We start from the raw sequence: 21,390 nt of genomic DNA on the forward strand, positions 1-21,390 counted from the left end.
ACCCACCGGTCCTGGAAAGGACGACATGACCCTCGCCCCGTTCGGCGCCCGGCTGCGCCAGGCCCTCGACACCCGCGGCCAGCTCTGCGTCGGCATCGACCCGCACGCCTCCCTGCTCGCCGCCTGGGGGCTCGGCGACGACCTCGCCGGGCTGGAGTCCTTCAGCCGCACCGTGGTCGAGGCGCTGGCCGACCGGGTGGCCGTGCTGAAGCCGCAGGCCGCGTTCTTCGAGCGCTTCGGCAGCAAGGGCGTCGCGGTGCTGGAGCGCACCGTCGAGGAGGCCCGGGCGGCCGGCGCGCTGGTCCTGATGGACGCCAAGCGCGGCGACATCGGCTCCACCATGGCCGCGTACGCCGAGGCCTTCCTGTCGCCGGGCAGCCCGCTGTTCTCGGACGCGGTGACGGTCAGCCCGTACCTGGGCTTCGGCTCGCTGCGCCCGGCCCTGGACCTGGCCCGGGAGCAGGGCTGCGGCGTGTTCGCGCTGGCGCTCACCTCCAACCCCGAGGGCGCCGAGGTGCAGCGCGCGGTGGGCGCGGACGGCGAGCCGGTCGCGGCCTCGGTGCTGCGGCAGCTGGCGGCCGAGAACGAGGGCGCCGCGCCGCTCGGCTCCTTCGGCGCGGTGGTCGGCGCGACGCTGGCCGACGCGGGCGTGGACCTGGCCATCAACGGCCCGCTGCTGGCCCCCGGGATCGGCGCCCAGGGCGCGACCATGGCGGACCTGCCGCGGGTCTTCGGCGCCTCGGTGATGAACGTGGTGCCGAGCGTCAGCCGCGACGTGCTCAAGCACGGCCCCTCGGTGCCGGCGCTGCGCGAGGCGGCGGAGCGCTTCGTCGGGGAGTTCGCGGAGGCCGTGTAGGGCCCGTCCTGCCGGTCAGCCCGGATCAGGGCGCGGCGTTGGGGTGCGTGCATCGCAAGGCGGAGGAGGGAGTCCATGCGGAGCATCGGCGACCGACGACAACGCGGCGAGGTGCGTGCCCCGGCGTCGCGGACCCGGGAGTGATCGGCAAGACGGGTCCTGGTAGCGGAACCCGTCCTTCAGGTAGCGGGCTGGTGACCCTGCGGAGTGTCCGCAGGACCGCGCGGTGGCCGCCGAGTTGACGTGAGCGCCGTCACATCGGCCCCGCCAAAGTCTCGCAATCGCGGTCATTTTGCCCTGGAAAGTCCTGGTCGGCCTTGGCTGACCAGGACTTTTCGTGTTCTTTTCCTGACGTGGCGCCGCAATCCGGGTAGTGTCCGGCGATAGGTCATCGGCGAGCCGCGATTTCCGTGGCTCCCGCAGGTCAGGGCCTTGTGGTTCCCCTTGCGGACGGTGTCCTCGGTACCGAAACCAGTCCTAGCTCAATCCATCCATCCACACCCTGAGGTGAACGGCGTGGCCCTTCCGCCCCTTACCCCTGAACAGCGCACCGCCGCGCTCGCCAAGGCCGCCGAGGCTCGCCGGGAGCGCGCCGAGGTCAAGAACCGGCTCAAGCACTCCGGCGCCTCCCTGCACGAGGTGATCAAGGCCGGCAAGGCCGACAACGACGTGATCGGCAAGATGAAGGTCTCGGCTCTGCTCGAGTCCCTTCCCGGCGTCGGCAAGGTCCGCGCCAAGCAGATCATGGAGCGCCTCGGCATCAGTGAGAGCCGGCGTGTCCGCGGCCTCGGTACGAACCAGATCGCTTCCCTGGAGCGGGAGTTCGGCGGTGGCGCCGCCTGACCGTGCCCCCGTGGTCCCAGGATCCCCCGCGATCCGGGATAATCGGTGCATGAGTGAGCGTCCGCGGCTGACCGTGCTCTCCGGCCCTTCGGGGGTCGGCAAGAGCACGGTCGTCGCTCATATGAGGAAGATGCACCCCGAGGTCTGGCTCTCGGTGTCGGCGACGACCCGGCACCCGAGGCCCGGCGAGAAGAACGGGGTCCAGTACCACTTCGTCGACAACGACGAGTTCGACAAGCTGGTCGCCAACGGCGAGCTGCTGGAGTGGGCCGAGTTCGCCGGGAACCGTTACGGGACCCCGCGTGCGGCCGTGCAGGAGAAGCTGGAGCGCGGCGAGCCGGTGCTGCTGGAGATCGACCTCCAGGGCGCCCGGCAGGTGCGCGAGTCGATGCCCGAGGCGCAGCTGGTCTTCCTGGCCCCGCCGAGCTGGGACGAGCTGGTCCGTCGGCTGACCGGCCGGGGCACCGAGTCGCAGGACGTGATCGAGAAGCGGTTGGCGGCGGCCAAGATCGAGCTCGCGGCCGAGCCCGAGTTCGACACGACCCTTGTCAACACCTCGGTCGAGCAGGTAGCGGCCGAACTGCTAGCCTTGCTCGGTGTAGCCTGACCTGTCTGTCTTTTCCACCCTTTCGGAAGGTTTTAGCGTGTCCTCTTCCATGACCGCGCCCGAGGGCATCATCAACCCGCCGATCGACGAGCTGCTCGAGGCCACCGACTCCAAGTACAGCCTCGTGATCTACGCCGCCAAGCGCGCGCGCCAGATCAACGCTTACTACTCCCAGCTCGGCGAGGGCCTGCTGGAGTACGTCGGCCCGCTGGTCGACACCCACGTGCACGAGAAGCCGCTGTCGATCGCGCTGCGCGAGATCAACGCGGGCATGCTGACCGCCGAGGCGGTCGAGGCTGCCTGAGGCGGTCGCTGAATTTCCGGGAGGGCCCGGCGGAATCGTTTCCGCCGGGCCCTCCGGCGTTCCCGGCGCCGGAGCGCGGTGCGGAGCGCCGTACGGGGTCGGGCCGGGGCGCTGTGCGGGGCGGGGCCGGGGGGCCGTAGGGTGGGCGCGTTCCCGATGCGGAGCCCGATGCGGAGAAAGGCCGGTAGATGACTCTGAGTGCGGACGCCCCCCGCGTGGTCCTCGGCGTGAGCGGCGGGATCGCCGCGTACAAGGCGTGCGAGCTGCTGCGCCGCTTCACCGAGTCCGGCCACCAGGTCACCGTGGTGCCGACCGCGGCCGCGCTGCACTTCGTCGGCGAGGCGACCTGGGCCGCGCTGTCCGGCCGCCCGGCCGCCACCGAGACCTGGGAGCGCGTGCACGAGGTGCCGCACGTGCGGATCGGGCAGCAGGCCGACCTGGTCGTGGTCGCCCCGGCCACCGCCGACCTGATCGCCAAGGCCGCCCACGGCCTCGCCGACGACCTGCTGACCAACACCCTGCTCACCGCCCGCTGCCCGGTGGTGCTGGCGCCCGCCATGCACACCGAGATGTGGGAGCACCCGGCCACCCGGGACAACGTCGCCACGCTGCGCCGCCGGGGCGTGATCGTGCTGGAGCCGGCCGTCGGGCGGCTGACCGGCAAGGACACCGGCAAGGGCCGGCTGCCCGAGCCCTCCGCGATCTTCGAGGCGTGCAAGGCCGTGCTGCGCCGCGGCGGGCCGGTGCCGACCGACCTGGCCGGCCGGCACGTGGTGGTCTCGGCCGGCGGCACCCGGGAGCCGCTGGACCCGGTGCGCTACCTCGGCAACCGCTCCTCCGGCAAGCAGGGCTACGCGCTCGCCGTGACGGCCGCGGCGCGCGGGGCCCGGGTGACGCTGCTCTCGGCCAACGCCGAGCTGCCGGACCCGGCCGGGGTGGACGTGGTGCACGTCTCGACCGCGCTGGAGCTGCGCGAGGCGGCGCTGGAGGCGGTCAAGGACGCGGACGCCGTGGTGATGGCCGCGGCGGTGGCGGACTTCCGGCCCGCCGAGTACGCCACCGGCAAGATCAAGAAGGTCGAGGGGGTCGAACCGGCCGCGGTCGCGCTGGTCCGCAATCCGGACATCCTGGCCGAGCTCTCGGCCCACCGGGCCCGTTCGGGCCAACTGGTGGTGGGTTTCGCGGCGGAGACGGACGACGTGCTCGCCAACGGCCGCGCCAAGCTCGCGCGCAAGGGCTGTGACCTGCTGGTCGTGAACGAGGTGGGCAACGGAAAGGCCTTCGGCACGGACGTCAACGAGGCCGTGGTGCTGGGCTCGGACGGCGGCGAGACGGCCGTTCCGGTGGGCCCGAAGGAGGCGCTCGCGGACGTGGTCTGGGACCTGGTCGCAAAGCGGCTGGAAACAGGCGGCAACTGATCGGATTCGCTCGCGCGGCGGTCGAGAAATCCTGAAGCGGGTGACGTTCGGCGGAACCAGACCGTTAGACTCCAGGAATCAAGTCTTTCCGGAGTTCCCCGGTACGAGCCGGGGAACTTCAGTCAGCAGCCGCTGCAACCCCAGGGAGCGCTGTGTCTCGCCGCCTGTTCACCTCGGAGTCCGTGACCGAGGGACACCCCGACAAGATCGCTGACCAGATCAGCGACACCATCCTTGACGCTCTCCTGCGGGAGGACCCGACGTCCCGGGTCGCCGTGGAGACGCTCATCACCACCGGCCAGGTGCACGTGGCCGGCGAGGTGACCACCAAGGCGTACGCGCCGATCGCCCAGCTCGTCCGGGACAAGATCCTGGAGATCGGCTACGACAGCTCCAAGAAGGGCTTCGACGGCGCCTCCTGCGGCGTGTCGGTGTCCATCGGTGCCCAGTCGCCCGACATCGCGCAGGGCGTCGACACCGCGTACGAGGCCCGTGTCGAGGGCGACGAGGACGACCTGGACAAGCAGGGCGCCGGTGACCAGGGCCTGATGTTCGGCTACGCGTCCGACGAGACGCCCGAGCTCATGCCGCTGCCGATCACCCTGGCGCACCGCCTCTCCCGCCGCCTGACCGAGGTGCGCAAGAACGGGACCATCCCCTACCTGCGCCCCGACGGCAAGACCCAGGTCACCATCGAGTACGACGGCGACAAGGCCGTCCGCCTCGACACCGTGGTCGTCTCCACCCAGCACGCCAGTGACATCGACCTGGAGTCGCTGCTCACCCCGGACATCCGCGAGTTCGTCGTCGAGCCGGAGCTGAAGGCGCTGGCCGAGCAGGGCATCAAGCTGACCACCGAGGGCTACCGCCTGCTGGTCAACCCGACCGGCCGCTTCGAGATCGGCGGCCCGATGGGCGACGCCGGCCTCACCGGCCGCAAGATCATCATCGACACCTACGGCGGCATGGCCCGCCACGGCGGCGGCGCCTTCTCCGGCAAGGACCCGTCCAAGGTGGACCGCTCGGCCGCGTACGCGATGCGCTGGGTGGCGAAGAACATCGTCGCCGCCGGCCTCGCCCGCCGCGCCGAGGTGCAGGTCGCGTACGCGATCGGCAAGGCCGAGCCGGTCGGCCTGTTCGTGGAGACCTTCGGCACCGAGTCGGTGCCGGTCCTCGCGATCCAGAAGGCCGTCTCCGAGGTCTTCGACCTCCGCCCGGCCGCGATCATCCGCGACCTGGACCTGCTGCGCCCGATCTACTCCCAGACCGCCGCGTACGGCCACTTCGGCCGTGAGCTGCCGGACTTCACCTGGGAGCGCACCGACCGCGTGGAGCAGCTGAAGGCCGCCGTCCAGGACTGACGTCCTGAGCCCGGTGCCCGAGCGCCGACCCGTAGCGTTCTGACGCTCGGCCCGTAGCGCCCGGAAGCGGCGCCCGTCCCCGTTCGGGGGTGGGCGCCGCTTCGTGCATTGTCGGTGTGACCTGGTAGTACTTGGTGGCGATGAGCAGCACAGGGGAGAACGGGGCCGCCGAGCCGGAGCAGCTGGCGTTCATCCGGGAGACGGTCAAGCGGGCCAAGCCGCGCACCTGGCACGGGGCCAAGCGGGCCGAGCACCTGCCGGTGGCCCGGGTCGTGGTGGACAAGGGCGTGCTCACCATCGACAAGTTCTTCGACTACGCGGTGCCGGCCGCCATGGCCGAGGAGGCCCAGCCCGGGGTGCGGGTGCGGGTGCGGTTCGGGGCGCGGGTGGTGAAGGGCCAGCGCGAGGGCGGGGAACTGCACGACGGGTTCATCGTCGCCCGGCTGGAGAAGAGCGACTTCGCCGGCCCGCTCGCCCCGCTGGCCCAGGTGCTCTCGCCCGAGCCGGTGCTCACCCCGCAGCTGCTGCGGCTGTGCCGGACCGTCGCCGACCGGTACGCCGGGACGCTGGCCGACGTGCTCCAGCTGGCCGTCCCGCCCCGGCACGCCAAGGCCGAGGCCGAACCCTCGCCCCCGCCGCTGCCGCGCCCGGCCGCCCCGGCCCCCGGCGGCTGGCAGCGCTACCCCGCCGGGCCCGACTTCCTCGCCTCGCTCACCGCCGGCGGCTCGCCGCGCGCGGTCTGGGCGGCGCTGCCCGGGCCCGGCTGGCCGTACGAGATCGCGCGCGCCGTGGCCGCGACCCTGGCCGGCGGGCGCGGGGCGCTGGTCGTGCTCCCGGAGGGGCGCTCGGTGGCCCGGGTCGACCAGGCGCTGACCGAACTGCTCGGCCCCGGGGCGCACGTGGCGCTGGAGGCCGACCTCGGCCCGCGCGAGCGGTACAAGCGCTGGCTCGCGGTGAGCCGGGGCTCGGTGCGCGCCGTGATCGGGACCAGGGCCACCATGTTCGCGCCGGTGCGGGACCTCGGGCTGGTCGTCGTCTGGTCGGACGGCGACGGCAGCCACAGCGACCCGCGCGCCCCGCACCCGCACGTGCGCGAGGTGGCGCTGCTGCGGGCCGCCGACGAGGGCGCCGCGGTGCTGCTCGGCGGGCACGCGGTGACGGTGGAGGGCGCGCAGCTGGTCAGCACCGGCTGGGCGCGCCCGCTGGTCGCGGACCGCGAGACGGTGCGGCAGGCCGCGCCCCGGGTGCGGACCGTCACCGACCAGGACCAGCACCGGGACGCCGCCGCCCAGGCCGCCCGGCTGCCCTCGGTGGCCTGGGAGGCCGCCCGGGAGTCGCTGGCCGCCGGGCACCCGGTGCTCATCCAGGTGCCCCGGCGCGGCTACGTGCCCCGGCTGGCCTGCGGGCGCTGCCGGACCCCCGCCCGCTGCCGGCGCTGCGAGGGGCCGCTGGAGGCGCCCTCGGCGGACGCCACGCTGTGCTGCGCCTGGTGCGGGGAGCCGGAGAACGACTGGCACTGCCCCGAGTGCGGGTCCTTCCGGCTGCGGGCCCAGGTGGTCGGGGCCCGGCGGACGGCGGAGGAGCTGGGCAAGGCGTTCCCGCGCATCCCGGTGCGGACCTCGGGCCGGGACGCGGTGCTGGCCACCGTGCCGGACGAATCCTCCCTGGTGATCTCCACGCCCGGCGCGGAACCGGTGGTCGAGGGCGGCGGCGGGTACGGGGCCGTGCTGCTGCTGGACGGCTGGGCGCTGCTCGGCCGGCCGGACCTGCGGGCGGGGGAGGAGACGCTGCGGCTCTGGCTCACGGCGGCCGCGCTGGCGCGGTCCTCGACGGAGGGCGGGACGGTGGTCGTGGTCGCCGAGCCCTCGGCCCGCCCGGTGCAGGCACTGGTCCGGTGGGACCCTTTGGGGCACGCCGGGCTGGAGCGGGACGAACGGGCGCAGCTGCACTTCCCGCCGGTGTCCCGGATGGCCTCGGTGAGCGGCAGCCCCTCGGCGGTCGCGGACCTGCTGAACCTGATCCGGCTGCCGGAGGAGGCGGACGTGCTCGGGCCGGTGCCCGCGCCGGCGCTGCGGGGGGAGGAGCAGGAGCGGGCGCTGCTGCGGGTGCCGCCCGGGCAGGGGGCCGCGCTGGCGGCGGCGCTCAAGGCGGCGCAGATCGCGCGGATCGCGCTGCGGACGGCGGAGCCGGTGCGGGTGCGGGTGGATCCGACGGACATCGGCTGAGACGGACATCGGCTGAGGGGCGGGGCTCGGGGGCTTCGGGGGCTCGCGGGTGGGTGCGTCGCGTTCGGGGGCTTCGGGACCGGCGGCCCGGCGGGGCGGGGTGAGTGGGCCACCCCGCCCCGGACGGCCCGGGTGCGTGGCTCGGTCAGCCGCGCAGCGGGATGCCGGGTCGGTCCGCCTGGGGGCGGTCGACGGGGGTGCTGCGGTCGGTCGTGGCGCGGTCGACGGGGGTGCGGTCGATGCCGGGGCGGTCCAGCGGGCCCCGGTCCAGCGCGCCACGGTCGATGCCGGCGCGGTCGATGCCGGTTCGGTCGATGGGCGTGCGGTCGATCGTGGTGCGGTCCATCGGCGTGCGGTCGATGCCGGTGCGGTCGATCGTGGCGCGCTCCAGGGCGCGACCGTCCAGGCCGCCCTGGCGGGCCGCCGGGACGGTCGTGGCCAGTCCGGTGCGCTCGGTGCCCGTGGGCAGCTCCTCGGAGCGGTCCGGACGGGCCTGGCCCGGGACGGCGCCGCTCGCGGCGAGGAGTTCGCTGGTCGGCCGGCGCATCCCGTAGCGCCGGTGCACCGCCTGCTTGGTGACCCCGAGGGCGGAGCCCACCGAGTCCCAGGAGAACCCCAGCGCCCGGTCGAACTCGACCGCCGCCGCCACCAGGGTCTCCACGCTCTCCCGCAGCTCCTGTGCCAGGCGCACGGTCGGCGCCGGCGCCCGCCCGTACACGACGAAGCCGGCCGAGGTGCTCGGTCGGCGCGGACGGTAGACGTTGCCCAGTTGAGCGGTGAGCGTCCGCAGCGCGTCGACCTGCCGCCTCACCCGCTCGATGTCCCGCACCAGCAGGTGCAGGCTCGCCCGCGCCCGGGCGTCGTGGTTGATCTGCTCGGCCATGGCCTACGTGCCACCTTCCGTACGGTTCAGCTCGGCCGGGACGCGGTGTCCCGTTGCGCCCGGCCCCGGTCAATCTCTCTTGACCAACGCCGAAGCGGGGGCCGGGGTAACGCGGCTCGGCACAGTCGGGGCGTGCCGGGCGGCGATCCGGTGCTGATCCGGCGCCGGTCTGGGCCCTGAGGCGGGGCCGGTCCGGTGCCGGTCCGGGCTCCGGGGAAGCCCTCGGCGGGCGGCCGCGCGGGTTGCATAGACTGGCGGGTGAACCAGCCGCCGACCGCAGCCCGCGCCCCTACGGACAGGAGCCCGTACCCCGTGGCGATCCAGCCGATCCGTCTCTTCGGAGACCCCGTCCTGCGGTCCACCGCCCAGCCGGTGACCACCTTCGACAAGGAACTGCGCAAGCTGGTCGGCGACCTCACCGACACCATGCTGGACGCCCCCGGCGCCGGCCTCGCCGCGCCGCAACTCGGCGTCTCGCTGCGGGTATTCACGTACCACGTGGACGGTGTCACCGGGCACCTGATCAACCCGGACCTGTCGCTGAGCGAGGAGGAGCAGGACGGCCCCGAGGGCTGCCTGTCGCTGCCGGGCCTGCGCTACGACACCACGCGCGCGTACGGCGTGGTGGCCAAGGGCTTCAACATGTACGGCGATCCGGTGACGGTGGAGGGCACGCAGTTGCTCGCCCGGTGCATCCAGCACGAGACCGACCACCTGGACGGCATCATCTTCATCGACCGGTTGGACCGCGAGCAGCGCAAGGCCGCGCTGAAGGCGATCCGGGAGGCGGACTGGGGCGCCGGGCCGGCCCCGGTGGTCAAGGTCTCGCCGCACGGCACCTTCGGCTCCGCCCGCTGAGTTCGGCCGGTTCCTTCGGTCCCGGCGGCCCCGGTGGTCTTCCCCGGTCGTTGTCGGTCTTCGTTGGTTTCTTGAACTTCCTTTTGCAGAAAGGCACTTGATGCGTCTCGTCTTCGCCGGCACCCCCGAGGTCGCCGTTCCCGCCCTGGACGCCCTGCTCGCCTCGGACCGGCACGAGGTCGTCGCCGTGGTCACCCGCCCCGACGCCCCGGCCGGGCGCGGGCGCAAGCTGGTCGCCAGCCCCGTCGCCCAGCGCGCCGAGGAGGCCGGGATCGAGGTCCTCAAGCCGGCGAAGCCCAGCGACCCGGACTTCGTCGCCCGGCTCACCGAACTCGCCCCCGACTGCTGCCCGGTGGTCGCCTACGGTGCGCTGCTGCGCCCCGGCACCCTGGAGATCCCCAAGCACGGCTGGGTCAACCTGCACTTCTCGCTGCTGCCCGCCTGGCGCGGCGCGGCCCCGGTCCAGCACGCGGTGCTGGCCGGCGACGAGGTCACCGGCGCGTCCACCTTCCTGATCGAGCAGGGCCTGGACTCCGGCCCGGTCTACGGCGTGATCACCGAGGAGATCCGCCCGACCGACACCAGCGGCGAGCTGCTCACCCGGCTCTCCCTCTCCGGCGCGCGGCTGCTCGCGGCCACCATGGACGGCATCGAGGACGGCTCCCTGCACGCCGTGCCGCAGCCCGCCGAGGGCGTCACGCTCGCGCCGAAGATCAGCGTCGAGGACGCGCGGATCGACTGGAGCCACCCCGCGCTGCGGATCGACCGGGTGGTGCGCGGCTGCGCGCCGGCGCCGGGGGCCTGGACGGAGTTCCGGGGTGAGCGGCTGAAGGTCACCGGGCCGGTCAGGCTGCTGCCGGACTCCACCGAGCTGGCGCCGGGCGAGGTCGCGATGGCGGGCAAGAACAGCGTCCGGGTCGGGACCGGCAGCCACGACATCGAGCTCGGGGAGGTGCGTCCGCAGGGGAAGAAGGAGATGCGGGCCGCCGACTGGGCCCGGGGCGCGCGCCTGGAGGCGGGGGAGCGCTTCGGGGGCTGACGCTCCGGTTTGGCGCTACTGTTCGTTTGAGATCGTCCGTGTTCGTTCGACTTCGTTGTCGTCTGATTGCGTTGTCGTCCGAGTTCGTTGCTAACCACCGTTCGTTGATAACCACCGCAGCACCTTGAGGCACCTGTGACCACCCCCAGCGCCAAGCGCGCCCCCCGCCCGCACCGCCGCCCGAAGAAGGACCCGGCCCGGATCGTCGCGTTCCGCGCGCTGCGCGCCGTCGACGAGCGCGACGCGTACGCCAACCTGATCCTGCCCTCGCTGCTCCGCGAGGCCGAGCAGAAGGGCATGGACCGGCGCGACGCCGCCCTCGCCACCGAGCTGGTCTACGGCACCCTGCGCCTGCAGGGCACCTACGACGCGGTCATCGCCGCCTGCATCGACCGGCCGCTCGGCAAGGTCGACCCGCCAGTGCTGGACGTGCTCTCGCTCGGCGCCCACCAGCTGCTCACCACCCGCATCCCCAGCCACGCGGCCGTCTCGGCGACCGTCGAGCTGGCCCGGGTGGTGCTCGGCGACGGCAAGGCCAAGTTCGTCAACGCCGTGCTGCGCCGGATCAGCGCCCACGACCTGGACGCCTGGATCGAGAAGGTCGCTCCGCCGTACGACAAGGACGCCGAGGACCACCTGGCGGTCGTGCACTCGCACCCGCGCTGGGTGGTCTCCGCGCTCTGGGACTCGCTCGGCCGCTGGCAGCCGGACGCCTCCGGGCGCGCCGCGATGGAGGACCTGCTGCGGGCCGACAACGAGCGGCCCGAGGTCACCCTGGTCGCCCGCCCCGGCCGGGCCACCGTCGGCGAGCTGGCCGACGCGCTGCCCGAGGCCGAACCGGGCCGCTGGTCCCCGTTCGCCCTGCGGCTCGCCGAGGGCGGCGACCCGGGCGCCGTCGCGGCCGTGCAGGAGAACCGGGCGGGCGTGCAGGACGAGGGCAGCCAGCTGGTCGCGCTGGCACTGGCCGCGGCGCCGCTGGACGGGCCGGACCGGCTCTGGCTGGACGGCTGCGCGGGCCCCGGCGGCAAGGCCGCGCTGCTCGGCGCGCTGGCCGCCGAGCGGGGCGCGGCGCTGGTCGCGAGCGAGAAGCAGCCGCACCGGGCCCGGCTGGTGGCACGGGCGCTGGCGGGCAACCCCGGCCCGTACACCGTGATCGCGGCCGACGGGACGCGCCCGGCCTGGCGGTCCGAAGGCTTCGACCGGGTGCTGGTCGACGTGCCGTGCTCCGGCCTCGGCGCGCTGCGCCGCCGCCCGGAGGCGCGCTGGCGGCGCCGGCCGGCGGACATCGCGGCCTTCGGCCCGCTCCAGCGGGACCTGCTGCGTTCGGCCATCGAGGCCACCCGGGTCGGCGGCGTGGTCGGCTACGCGACCTGCTCGCCGCACCTCGCGGAGACCCGGGCGGTCGTGGACGACGTGCTGCGGGCCGAGGGCGGCCGGGTCGAGTGGATCGACGCGCGCCCGCTGCTGCCCGGCGTCCCGGCGCTCGGCGACGGCCCGGACGTGCAGCTGTGGCCGCACCTGCACGGGACGGACGCGATGTACCTGGCGCTGCTGCGGCGTACCGCCTGACGGCGGGGTACCGATGCCGCCTCCCCGGTCGGGGTCGCTTCCCCGGCCGGGGCCGTCGCCTCGGCGGGGAGGCCGGCCGGTCGGCTCCGGCAGGTGAACCGCCGCCTGTCCGGGCGGGGTTGACGCGGCGTCGGATGTCGGCTTCCATGGCTGCTGTGTAGCCGCTCGGCTGCATGATCTTTGGGGGGCAGGCTTCGTCGCGTCGAGCGGCGGAAGCCGGGGAAGCAACCCCACAAGACATGCGGCGCGATGCGGCTGTTTCGTTGTGTGGAGTCGGATCCTCGGCGCTGCCCTCCCCGGCCGTGGGAGGCGGCAGTGTCATCGGAGATTCGACGTTCGATGGGGGAGCCTGCCGGTTCGCGGGGTGACGGTGGTGCCGGGACGGACGGCCGCGCGCTCGATCTGATCGCCCTGATGTCGATCCTGGCGGTGTGCACCCTGATCTGCCTGCTGGCCGGTACGGGGGCGCTCCAGGCGGTCATCGGCGCGGCGGGCATCCTGTTCGCCGCCTGGCGGACACCGCGGCGCTCCGGGCGGGAGGAGGGGCGTCGGCGCGGGCCCCGTGGGTGAGACGGGGGCGGCCGCGGCCGTGGGCGGCTTGCATCTCCCGTAGGGGGAGGTAGCAGGGTGGTGGCCATGAACGGCGACGCGCTCTGGACGATCGGTGAGCTGGCCCGGCGCACGGGGCTGACGGTCAAGACCGTCCGCTTCTACTCGGACCAGGGGATCGTGTCGCCGGCCGACCGCAACCCGGCCGGCCACCGGCGGTACGGCCCAGAGGCCGTCGCGCGCCTCGAACTGGTCCGCACCCTGCGGGAACTCGGGCTCGGACTGCCCGCGATCCGGCGGGTGGTGGAGCGTGAACTGACGCCGGCCGACGTCGCCGCCGCGCAGGCGGAGGCGATCGACCTCCAGATCCGGGTGCTGCGGCTGCGGCGGGCGGTGCTCGGGGCGGTGGCCAGGATGGGTTCCACACCTGAGGAGTTGACGCTCGTGCACCGGTTGGCCCGGCTCACGGAGGATGAACGGGGGCGCCTGATCGGGGAGTTCCTGACAGGGGTGTTCGGCGGGATCGAAGACGGCGGGGTCGGGGGCGGCGGGCGGTTCGCCGCGGTGGCGCGCTCGTTGACGCCGGAGCTGCCGGAGGAGCCGTCGGTCGAACAGGTCGAGGCCTGGGTGGAGTTGGCGCAGCTGGCGGGGGACGCCGGGTTCCGGGCGCTGCTGCGCGGGCTCGCCGAGGCGGAGGCCGCGGAGGCGGCCGGCACGGGGCTGCCGAGGCCCGGACTGGCGGTGGCGGTGCGGGAGTTGGCCGGGCCGGCGGTCGCGGCCGGGGTGGAGCCCGGGTCGGCGGAGGCGGCGGCGGTCGTCGCGGTGCTGGTGGAGCGGTACGGGCGGTGCTGCGCGGGGGCGGTGCCGGGGGATGCCGGGGCGGTGCGCGACCGGTTGGCGGAGCGGCTGGGGGCGATGGCCGATCCGCGGCGGGAGCGGTACCTGGAGCTGCTGGCGGTGGTCAACGGTTGGGCCGCGCCGGAGAGTTGGGCGGCCGAGGTGGACTGGGCGGTGCGCGCGGTGGCGTGAGTCGGGGCTGCTCGGCGGCGGGGTGGCGAGGAGGTGAGGCGGTGGGGCCGTGGGGCGGTGGGTCTGTACGGCTACCGGCGGGTGGGGCCGGAGAAGGTGGTGAGGAAGGCGTGGGCCTGGGCACGGAGGTGGTCGACCGGCGGGTCCTCGCAGATCACCTCCAGGCCGAGTCCGGTCGCCCGGCCCAGGTCGTAGTAGGACTGGTAGGCGAGGTACGGGCGGTGGTCGTCGGTGGGGTCGAGGCCGACGGCGAAGGTCGCGAAGTGGGGCTGCGGCCCGCCCGGGGCGGGGGCCGGCCCGCTGCGGGAGAGCTGCCACTCGAACTCGTACGGCTCGGGTTCGGCGGGCAGGTCCAGCAGGGCCTGGGCGAGCCGGCGGACCTCGTCCGGGTTCGCGAAGGGGATCGACTCCGACGAGGAGGGGGCCGAGGCGAGCAGTTCCCAGGCGTCGCCGTTGTGGCCGACGGTCAGGGCCCACTCGCCGCTCGGGTCCTGCCAGCGGCAGCTGATGATCGGGTCCACGGCGGTCAACCTCCCTGTGGCGCTGGATCGTTCGTACCTCATCATGGTGGCACACCGGTCGCTGCGGGGGCCTTGGCCGCGAGCCGTCCTCGGGCCCGTTGCCAGGCTTCCTGGAGCGTGCGGCAGCCGTGGCCCGCTCCGGGTGCGCCCTGCGGGGCGGGTCGGTCAGTCGGTCAGTCGGTGACGGGGGCCGGGTGCCAGGGGCGGTCGGGGCGGGTCTGGACCGGGGCGGAGGTGAGGCGCAGGGCGTACACCTCGCGGTCGGTGGCCTTGTACGGGACCTGGCCGAGGTACTCGTGGCCGGTCAGGTGGCACCAGGCGGGGAGGTCGAGCGGGGCGGCGGGGTCGGTGGTGTGGATGTGGACCACCGCGCCGGCGGGGAGGTGCGCGATCCGGGCGCGCAGTCGGAGCAGGAGCTGGACGCAGAGCAGGCCGGTGCCGTCGATGGTGAGGTCGGGGGCGTTCGGGGCGTCGGGGGTGGCGGTTTCGGGGGCGGTCATCGGGGCGTCTCCTGGGTGATGCGCCAGAGGCGGCGGGGCAGTTCGCCCTCCTCGAAGGGGTGGACGTCGGTCAGGTGCCAGCCTTCGGCGAGCCTGTCCACCAGCTCGCGGGGGAAGAAGTGGACGGCGAAGCCGCCGTGCTCCCAGATGTCGTCCCCGTGGCCGGTGCCGGCGCCGTAGTGGGCGTCGCCGGTGTGGCGGACGGTGCGGACGAGGGTGCCGCCCGGGCGCAGGACCCGGCGGATCTCGGCGACGAGCGCCTCGATCTCCCCGGTGGAGAGTGCCATGCAGAGCAGCATGTGGGCGAAGACCGCGTCGACGGAGGCGTCGGGGAGGGGCAGCGGGTCGCGGACGTCGTGGGCGAGGACCGAGAGCCGGTCGGCCAGGCCCTGGTCCGCCGCGGTGGTGCGCAGCTGCTCCAGGCCGGTCGGGCTGAAGTCGGCGGCCAGCACGCGGAAGCCCGCCCGGGCGAAGTGCAGCGCGTCGCGTCCGTGACCGGCGCCGAGTTCCAGCACCTCCCGGGCCCCGGCGGCGGCGAACACTCCGGCGGCGTACTCGGCGGGGGCGGAGGGCCGCTCGCCGTACATCCCCGGGTTGGCGGTGTAGGTCTGCTGCCAGTGCGCGCGTTGGGCGTCCGCGAGGGCGCGCTCCGGGCCGGGCCCGGCGTCGGGGGTGTCGGTCATGGTGCGGCCCTTCGCGGGGTGGGGTGGTGCGGGTGGTGCCAGTGGTGCCAGATGGCACGGAGGTGCCCGTGGTGCGGGGCCAGCCTAGGACGTGGGCTCGGGTGGAGGGTGTGGCGGGGTGCGGAAGGGCGCGCGCGGGGGCGGCGGGGCGGGCGGATCAGCCGAGGTGCCGGCCCGGGGCGGTGCCGCCGAGGCGGGTGAGCAGGGTGGACAGCCGGCCGAGGTCCTCGGCGCTCCACTGCTCCGCCGCGAAGTGCTCGGCGGCGACCTTGCGGGCGGTGTACAGCATCTCGGCGAGCCGCTCGCGGCCGGTCGGGGTGAGGGCGGCGTAGGTGACCCGGGCGTCGCGGGCGGCGGCCTCGCGGGCGACCAGGCCGATCCGCTCCAGCGGTGCGAGGCCGCGGGTCACGCCGGAGGCGGTGAGCCCGAGGGCCTCGGCGAGGTCGACCCGGCGCATCCGGCCGCCGGGGGCCTGGGAGAGGTGGAGCAGCATGGTGAAGTCGGCCAGGCTGACGCCGTGCAGGCGGCTGAGGCCCGCGTCGAAGCGCTTGACCACGGCGGTCTGGGCGCGGACCAGCCGCAGGGCGGTGTCCAGGGGATCGGGGCTCGGGCTCGTCGCGGCCGGTGCGGTCGCGGCCCGGTCCACCTGGTCCGGCTGCTGCTGGTCTGAACGCTGATGGTCTGGACGCTCTGTCATTGCCACCTCCTTGACTGCTCAAGTATAGCGCTAGGGCGAGCCGTCAAGGAGGTGGCGGAGGGGGGAGGGGAGGGGTGGGTCAGTGCGCGGTGTTGGCGGCGCGGCGCTGACGCTTGCCGAGCGGGGCCTGGGAGAGGTCCTCGGCCTGGGAGCGGAGGTTCTTGTAGCCGTAGCCGCGTTCGATGAGCCAGTCCCGCGCCGACTGCTCGGCCCGCTCGGTGGCCTCCAGGATGTCCTCCTCGGCCTCGCCCTCGTCGAGGAAGCGGAAGGTGAAGGCGGCCCGGGCGGAGACGTCGTAGCTGAGGTGGCCCTCGCGGGTGAAGGCGGCGCGCAGCACGTCGTGCTCGGGGGCGGCGGCGAGCAGTTCGGCACGCTGGTCGGCGGTGAGGCCGTCGAAGACGCCGCGCACCATGATGCGGAAGGTTCGAGTGGTCATCCCCCGACCATAGGCAGTGCGGGCCGCCGACCGCCAACGTGATTCCTGGGCCGGGCGCTTCTCGGTGACGGTCGGTGGTCGCGGGCCTCCTTGGGCGCCCGTAGGCGGTCGTCGGGTGGTCGCCGGTGGTGGTGGGCGCCGGTCAGGCGGGGGTGAGTACTTCGGCGAGCTCGTCCGCGTACCGGGTGAGCCGGTCGAGCCCGGGGCCTCCTCGGGCGCGCCGGAAGCCGTGCCGCCGACCGTGGAAGGCGGCCTGGACGGCGTGGAGTTGGGTCCAGCGGCGGAGGCGTTCGCGGTCCAGCTCGGCGGCCTCGGCGAAGACGTCGAGCGCGCGGAGGAGAGCGCGCTGCCGGTCCGGCGCGTCGAGCAGCGTCAGGGCGTGGACCTTGAGCAGGGTGCCGCCGTCGTAGGCGCGGTCTCCCACGTAGCCCTTGGGGTCCACGGCCAGCCAGGGTTCGCGCTCCGCCCGCAGGATGTTGCGGGGGTGGAGGTCCCCGTGGACGAGCACGTCCGGCTGGGTGCGGGCGAGTTCGCGGACGGTGGCGAGGGCGGCGCCGACCGTGCGGGCCGGCAGGGGGTGGGAGAGGGAGGCCGCGTCGGCGCGCAGGGCGGCCTCCCATTCCGCGGCCTGCTCGCTCAGCCGGGGCAGGCCCGGGGGCGCCGGGACGGCGAGCCGCCGGCTGAGCCGCCCGGCGACCGTCGGCACCTCGTCGGTGTCCCGGGCCTCCGCGAGCGTGGTCGGGCTCGCCCGTTCGAGCAGCATCGCGAAGCGCTCGTCGTCCCGTTCGTAGAGCCGGACGGCGCCCCGGCCCGCCCACACCGCGAAGGCGTCCGGCTCGTGCACGTTGCCGGGGTGGGGGAACGAGACCTTCAGTACGGCCACGCGTTCGGCCGCCTGCCGGACCGGGAGGATCAGGCCGACCCCGCCGTGGGTGGCGGCGCCGTCCGGCACGCAGCCCCAGCGTTCCAGCAGCTCGGCGGCGAGGCCGGGGAGTTCGGCGATCCAGGCCGCGCCGGGGGCTCCCTCACGGTCGATGGTGGTGCGGGCGAGCCCGCCGGGGATGCTGATCATCTGCTTCCTTTCGACGGTGGGGGGAGGGCGCTGGTGTGGCTTGCCGGTTCGGTCCGGTTCGGTCCGGTCGGGCTCAGGGGGCGAAGGGGCCGAAGGTCGTGGCGGCGAGGCGGAGCGCCGGTGCCGGGGTGCCGCTCCCGGCGCCGACGGAGTAGACCAGCCGCCTGCGCAGGTCCGGGGTGGTGAAGACGCCGTCGGAGTACCCGAGGTCGTGCCCGGTCTTGCCCCAGAGCACCGTGCCGTCCTGCAGCGGGACGGCCATCAGTCCGGCGCTGTAGCAGGCCCGACCCTTGTCCGGACCGAACAGGCACTCGCCCGCTCCGCGTACGGGCACCAGTCGGCCGGAGGCGTCGCGCGGCAGGGTGAGCAGGTCGTGCAGCTGCTGCGGAGGCAGGAGTTCGCCGTCGAGCAGGGCGCGCAGGAACCTGTCCAGGTCGGCCGGGGTGGACACCATCGACTCCGGGTTGCCGCCCTGTTCGGAGACGTCCGTCGGGGTGTCGGCGCTGTCGGGGACGTAGCCGGCCAGGTGGGGCTCCGGCATCGCGGGCCTGCCCTCCGTCACCTCGGTGTGCCGCAGGCCGAGCGGCTTCAGGATGCGGGCCGTCACCTCCTCCCTGATCGTGTGCCCCGTCACCTGCTCGATGATCCGGCCCGCCACCCGGTAGTTGAAGTTGTTGTACTCCTGCTCGCTGCCCGGATCGAAGGCCGGGCCGGCCTCCGGCAGGCCGCGCTCCGGGTGGGGCCGAAGCGTCCGCTGGACGACCAGGTCGAGCGTCTCGATCGCGAAGCGGTTGGCGATCAGGCCGTCGCGCTTCTCCAGCTCGGTGTCCTCGAGTTCCGGGCCCTCGACGGCCTGCGGAAGTCCGCTGGTGTGGTCGAGGAGTTGACGGACGGTGATCGGCAGCGTGAAGCTCGCGGGCAGCGTGCCGGGCAGGTACTGCTGGACGGTGCCGTCCAGGGAGATCCGCTGCTCGGCGGCGAGTTGGAGCAGCACCGCGGCGACGAAGGTCTTGTTGATGCTGCCGATCCGGAACGCCGCGTCCGGCGCCACCGGCCGCCCGCTCACCGGATCGTCGGCGCTGCCGCGCCAGACCAGGCCGTCGGCCGTCACCCGGGCGACCGCGCCCGCCACCGGGTCGCCCGGCCGGGCGGCGATCGCGGCGTCGAGGGCAGCCGGATCGAGGACAGCCGGACCGAGAGCGGCCGGAGCAGGCGTGGCGGCGAAGGCGGGTGCGGTGGATGCGGACGCCGCCGCGAGGAGCAGGGCGGCGAGGCCCCGCGCGAGGGTGGCGGGTTTGCTGACGGCCATGTGCCCTCCGAAGCGGGTGGGACGGCTGTGGGGCGGAGCGATCCGCCCTGGAGAACACGCGGCTGACGGTCATTCAGTTGCACACGACCGGTGCGAAGGCGGAGAGCGCGGGCACGGAACACGGTGAGGACTCCCTTCCACGGCGGCCCGGGTGGCCACCGTCGCGATGCCCCCAAGAGTGATCGCCGGAAGCCCCTTCGCGCATGTGCCGTTCGGCAGGAATCCGGCGGGAAAGCGACCGGGCCTCCCCTGCCGATCGGCAGGGGAGGCCCGGGGTGCGGACGCGGACCACACGGGACGCGGGACGCGACAGCGGTTGGGGGGCGTCGGCTACACCCGCGCCGGCAGCCGGGTGCAGACCGCTCCCGCCACCAGCGGAGCGGGCTCGGCGCCCAGGACGCCGAGGGTGAAGGCGGTGGTCAGCGCGCTGATGTCGCGGGACTCGCGGAGCAGCAGGTGGTTGGCGCCCGGGGCCTCGTACCGCGCGAGATCCGGGACGACCCGCCGGGCGCGCAGCGCGTACTCCAGGGACTGGGTGGCACTGGCCGAGCTGTGGTCCCCGGTGCCGTGGACGATCAGCACCCGCCGCCCGGCCAGCTGGTCGACCGGGTCGCCGCTGGGCAGCCACGGCGCGATCCCGGCCACGCCGACCACCGACGGGTGCCCGGCGCACCAGAAGGCGGCGCGCCCGCCCAGCGAGTTGCCGATCAGCACGACGGGTGCGCCCGGGTAGAGCCGGGCCAGCTCGTCGAGCGCCCAGCGGGTGTCGACGGCGGTGTCGGCGTCCGCGTCGTTCCAGCCGCCGTGGCGGTAGCGCAGCAGGTGCACCGCGAGGCCGTGCGGCCGGCCGCGGTCGGTGAGTTCGGTGGCCAGGTCCCGCAGGCCCAGCTCGGCGACCCGCATCGGTGCGCGCCGACTGCGGAGGAACCCGCCCGGCAGCAGCAGGGCGACGCCGGTGACCGGCTCCTCGCCCCGTCGTGGGGTCAGCTCTGCGGTGCGCGGACGCTGCGCTCGGAACACGCGAATTCCCTCCTGATGTGTACAGGCGGATTCTACGGTTCCGAGGAGGGGTCGCGGTGCGCGAGCAGGGACCACAGGACCCAGCCGGAGACCCGGGTGCGCTCCACCATGACCTTCGCCCAGCGGGCGCCGAGCGGTGAGGTCCAGGTGTCCACGACCTCGACCCGGTCACCCGAACGGGCGAGTCCGATGACGGTCTCCTCGCCGAAGTGGTCGACCCGGACGTTGGCGGCGTTGGCCGACACCTCCCACCAGCCCGCACCGGGCTCGGGCGGCAGGTCGGTGCCCGCCGTGACGGCCGTCGGGATCAGCAGGATGCCCAGCGCGACCACGGTGGCCGCCGCACGGCCGATCACGGCCACGGGGACCTCCGTGCGGTGGTCCGCGCGGTGCCGCGGACGGGCAGCGGTGAGGGCATCGGGATCAGGGGAGGCATGTACAGCAGAACGAGCCGACCGGGCGTGCGCGTACAGTCCGGCGCCGAGGTTGACCCGGTCGGCGCAGCACGACGTGCGGACCCGGTGCCGCCGGTGCGCCGGCGGATGCCCGACACATGTCAACTGTCCGGCCGTAGCGCGGGGTTGGCGCGCCCTGGCGGACGGCCGTCGAGTCGGCCGGCGGCGGCTGGGGGTGCGGACAGGGCCGGTCGGGCGGGGCGGTCACACGGCCCTGTCACAGGGGGCGGTCACTCCGGGCGCTGCTCCGCCAGGAGCTTCGCCCGGGTCTCCCGGACGAACGCCGCGACGACGTCCGCGTCGGCGAGCACGCGGGTGACGACCCGTCCGCCCCGGCCCGGTCCGGTGCGCTCCGTGATCCGCAGCTCGCGCGTGTCCTCGGCGCTGATGTCCTGGAGGTCGTTCCACGGCAGCGGGGCCGTGGGGTGGTCGTCGTCGGGGTCGAGGAGGAGTCCCGCGGGCAGCACGGCGAGCACCGTCCCGAACAGGACGTGTCCCTCCTCCTCGAACCGCTCGTGCAGCGGCGCGGTGTAGCGCGGCAGCAGGCCCGCGCGGATGGCCTCGGCCAGCCCCGGTTCGTAGCGGCCCGCCAGTTTCGAGACCACGAAGGGGGTTTCGCGGCCGCGCGCCAGGATGAGGACGCGGCCGAAGTGCTCGACGCTCAGGTTGCCGCGGAACTCCATCCGGGAGGGTATGTACTCGTAGCTCTCGATGGCGTCCCAGGGGAGGGCGCGGAAGTCGCCGCCGGCGTGGTGGAGGACGAGGCCGCCCTGGTAGCGCGCCACGGCGACCAGCCCGGAGCGCGGCGGGACCTTCTGGTAGGCCACGGCGGCCGCTGCCACGGCGGCGACCGCGAGGACGGCGCCCCACCAGGTCCAGCCGGAGGCGGCGAGGACGAGGATGCCGGGCAGTCCCAGGCCCCACTTGCCCACGCCGTCGCCGATCCGGCGGCTCGTCCGGTACAGCCGCCGCCGTTCGCCCAAGCCCGCCTCGGCCGCGACCTCGTCGCAGCGGGTGGCACCACTCATCGCTGACTCCCCTCGGCTGTGGAGCGCGCCAGTCTAGTCAGGGTGGTCGGGAGGGTGGGTGGTCGGGCGGTCGGTCGGGGCGGCCGGGTGGGTGGTGAAATCCCTTGCCCACAAAGGCTGGTAACACT

22 protein-coding genes and 1 pseudogene are annotated in these 21,390 nt (G+C 74.4%); 12 read left to right on the plus strand and 11 right to left on the minus strand.

The genetic code is table 11. The features are described 5' to 3' along the window. The first annotated feature begins 25 nt into the window (after positions 1 to 25). The 7 genes from pyrF to ACFCY1_RS20730 all read left to right on the plus strand — a co-directional run bounded on the left by pyrF (position 26) and on the right by ACFCY1_RS20730 (position 7,614). A complete protein-coding gene (pyrF, locus tag ACFCY1_RS20700) occupies positions 26 to 856 on the plus strand; it encodes an orotidine-5'-phosphate decarboxylase (protein ID WP_375875500.1) in 831 nt (276 codons plus the stop codon). Between the two features lie 516 nt (positions 857 to 1,372). Beyond that, the gene (gene mihF / locus ACFCY1_RS20705) at positions 1,373 to 1,699 is read left to right on the plus strand and encodes an integration host factor, actinobacterial type (protein WP_030056187.1); all 327 of its coding nucleotides are present in this window, start codon (positions 1,373 to 1,375) and stop codon (positions 1,697 to 1,699) included. Between the two features lie 49 nt (positions 1,700 to 1,748). Next, positions 1,749 to 2,306 carry a guanylate kinase gene (gene gmk, locus ACFCY1_RS20710; RefSeq protein ID WP_049651364.1) on the plus strand — a complete coding sequence of 186 codons (558 nt, stop codon included), beginning with the start codon at positions 1,749 to 1,751 and terminating at the stop codon, positions 2,304 to 2,306. Positions 2,307 to 2,343: 37 nt separating this feature from the next. Further along, a complete protein-coding gene (gene rpoZ, locus ACFCY1_RS20715; protein WP_030056185.1) occupies positions 2,344 to 2,610 on the plus strand; it encodes a DNA-directed RNA polymerase subunit omega in 267 nt (88 codons plus the stop codon). 188 nt (positions 2,611 to 2,798) lie between these two features. Continuing rightward, entirely contained in the window at positions 2,799 to 4,028 is a 1,230-nt protein-coding gene (gene coaBC, locus ACFCY1_RS20720) for a bifunctional phosphopantothenoylcysteine decarboxylase/phosphopantothenate--cysteine ligase CoaBC (protein ID WP_375875501.1), read from the plus strand. 152 nt (positions 4,029 to 4,180) lie between these two features. Next, positions 4,181 to 5,389, plus strand: a complete 1,209-nt coding sequence (metK, locus tag ACFCY1_RS20725) for a methionine adenosyltransferase (protein ID WP_074002394.1) — start codon at positions 4,181 to 4,183, stop codon at positions 5,387 to 5,389. 140 nt (positions 5,390 to 5,529) lie between these two features. Continuing rightward, positions 5,530 to 7,614 carry a primosomal protein N' gene (locus ACFCY1_RS20730; RefSeq protein ID WP_375875502.1) on the plus strand — a complete coding sequence of 695 codons (2,085 nt, stop codon included), beginning with the start codon at positions 5,530 to 5,532 and terminating at the stop codon, positions 7,612 to 7,614. A 415-nt stretch (positions 7,615 to 8,029) separates the two neighbouring features. On the opposite strand, the pseudogene ACFCY1_RS20735 reads toward ACFCY1_RS20730, so the two are convergent. After that, a pseudogene (locus tag ACFCY1_RS20735) lies at positions 8,030 to 8,497 on the minus strand (hypothetical protein); the annotation flags it as partial. A gap of 312 nt (positions 8,498 to 8,809) precedes the next feature. Between ACFCY1_RS20735 and def the strand changes: the two are divergent. The 5 genes from def (at position 8,810) to ACFCY1_RS20760 (ending at position 13,541) form a co-directional block, all read left to right on the plus strand. Next, complete coding sequence (gene def, locus ACFCY1_RS20740; RefSeq protein ID WP_375875503.1) at positions 8,810 to 9,355, plus strand: peptide deformylase; 546 nt, start codon at positions 8,810 to 8,812, stop codon at positions 9,353 to 9,355. Positions 9,356 to 9,455: 100 nt separating this feature from the next. Further along, positions 9,456 to 10,394: a methionyl-tRNA formyltransferase gene (gene fmt, locus ACFCY1_RS20745; RefSeq protein ID WP_074002397.1), complete on the plus strand. Its 939-nt coding sequence runs from the start codon at positions 9,456 to 9,458 to the stop codon at positions 10,392 to 10,394. A gap of 135 nt (positions 10,395 to 10,529) precedes the next feature. Next, a complete protein-coding gene (locus ACFCY1_RS20750; protein ID WP_375875504.1) occupies positions 10,530 to 11,963 on the plus strand; it encodes an RsmB/NOP family class I SAM-dependent RNA methyltransferase in 1,434 nt (477 codons plus the stop codon). A 339-nt stretch (positions 11,964 to 12,302) separates the two neighbouring features. Further along, positions 12,303 to 12,533 (plus strand): hypothetical protein, encoded by a 231-nt coding sequence (locus ACFCY1_RS20755; protein ID WP_375875505.1) that lies wholly within the window; start codon positions 12,303 to 12,305, stop codon positions 12,531 to 12,533. Between the two features lie 66 nt (positions 12,534 to 12,599). Further along, positions 12,600 to 13,541: a MerR family transcriptional regulator gene (locus ACFCY1_RS20760; protein ID WP_375875568.1), complete on the plus strand. Its 942-nt coding sequence runs from the start codon at positions 12,600 to 12,602 to the stop codon at positions 13,539 to 13,541. Between the two features lie 71 nt (positions 13,542 to 13,612). Here ACFCY1_RS20760 and ACFCY1_RS20765 read toward each other — a convergent pair whose 3' ends face one another. The 10 genes from ACFCY1_RS20765 to ACFCY1_RS20810 all read right to left on the minus strand — a co-directional run bounded on the left by ACFCY1_RS20765 (position 13,613) and on the right by ACFCY1_RS20810 (position 21,262). Continuing rightward, on the minus strand, positions 13,613 to 14,062 hold the full coding sequence (locus tag ACFCY1_RS20765; RefSeq protein WP_049654244.1) for a hypothetical protein: 450 nt from the start codon (positions 14,060 to 14,062) through the stop codon (positions 13,613 to 13,615). 173 nt (positions 14,063 to 14,235) lie between these two features. Next, entirely contained in the window at positions 14,236 to 14,562 is a 327-nt protein-coding gene (locus tag ACFCY1_RS20770; protein WP_375875506.1) for a sulfurtransferase TusA family protein, read from the minus strand. Beyond that, entirely contained in the window at positions 14,559 to 15,245 is a 687-nt protein-coding gene (locus tag ACFCY1_RS20775) for a class I SAM-dependent methyltransferase (protein ID WP_375875507.1), read from the minus strand. Before ACFCY1_RS20775 ends, ACFCY1_RS20770 begins: the two co-directional genes overlap by 4 nt. A 157-nt stretch (positions 15,246 to 15,402) precedes the next feature. Next, positions 15,403 to 15,942 carry a MarR family winged helix-turn-helix transcriptional regulator gene (locus ACFCY1_RS20780; RefSeq protein ID WP_375875508.1) on the minus strand — a complete coding sequence of 180 codons (540 nt, stop codon included), beginning with the start codon at positions 15,940 to 15,942 and terminating at the stop codon, positions 15,403 to 15,405. Between the two features lie 79 nt (positions 15,943 to 16,021). Continuing rightward, positions 16,022 to 16,378 (minus strand): DUF6204 family protein, encoded by a 357-nt coding sequence (locus ACFCY1_RS20785; protein ID WP_375875509.1) that lies wholly within the window; start codon positions 16,376 to 16,378, stop codon positions 16,022 to 16,024. Between the two features lie 142 nt (positions 16,379 to 16,520). Then, positions 16,521 to 17,450 (minus strand): aminoglycoside phosphotransferase family protein, encoded by a 930-nt coding sequence (locus ACFCY1_RS20790; RefSeq protein WP_375875510.1) that lies wholly within the window; start codon positions 17,448 to 17,450, stop codon positions 16,521 to 16,523. Positions 17,451 to 17,523: 73 nt separating this feature from the next. Continuing rightward, positions 17,524 to 18,759, minus strand: a complete 1,236-nt coding sequence (locus ACFCY1_RS20795) for a serine hydrolase domain-containing protein (RefSeq protein WP_375875511.1) — start codon at positions 18,757 to 18,759, stop codon at positions 17,524 to 17,526. Between the two features lie 330 nt (positions 18,760 to 19,089). Continuing rightward, the gene (locus tag ACFCY1_RS20800) at positions 19,090 to 19,779 is read right to left on the minus strand and encodes an alpha/beta hydrolase (protein WP_049654234.1); all 690 of its coding nucleotides are present in this window, start codon (positions 19,777 to 19,779) and stop codon (positions 19,090 to 19,092) included. A gap of 32 nt (positions 19,780 to 19,811) precedes the next feature. After that, on the minus strand, positions 19,812 to 20,141 hold the full coding sequence (locus tag ACFCY1_RS20805) for a hypothetical protein (protein WP_074002406.1): 330 nt from the start codon (positions 20,139 to 20,141) through the stop codon (positions 19,812 to 19,814). A 323-nt stretch (positions 20,142 to 20,464) separates the two neighbouring features. Beyond that, entirely contained in the window at positions 20,465 to 21,262 is a 798-nt protein-coding gene (locus tag ACFCY1_RS20810) for a hypothetical protein (protein WP_375875512.1), read from the minus strand. Positions 21,263 to 21,390: the final 128 nt, after the last annotated feature.

The sequence above is a fragment of the Kitasatospora sp. NPDC056273 genome, assembly GCF_042268845.1.
In the GTDB taxonomy this organism is placed as follows: domain Bacteria; phylum Actinomycetota; class Actinomycetes; order Streptomycetales; family Streptomycetaceae; genus Kitasatospora.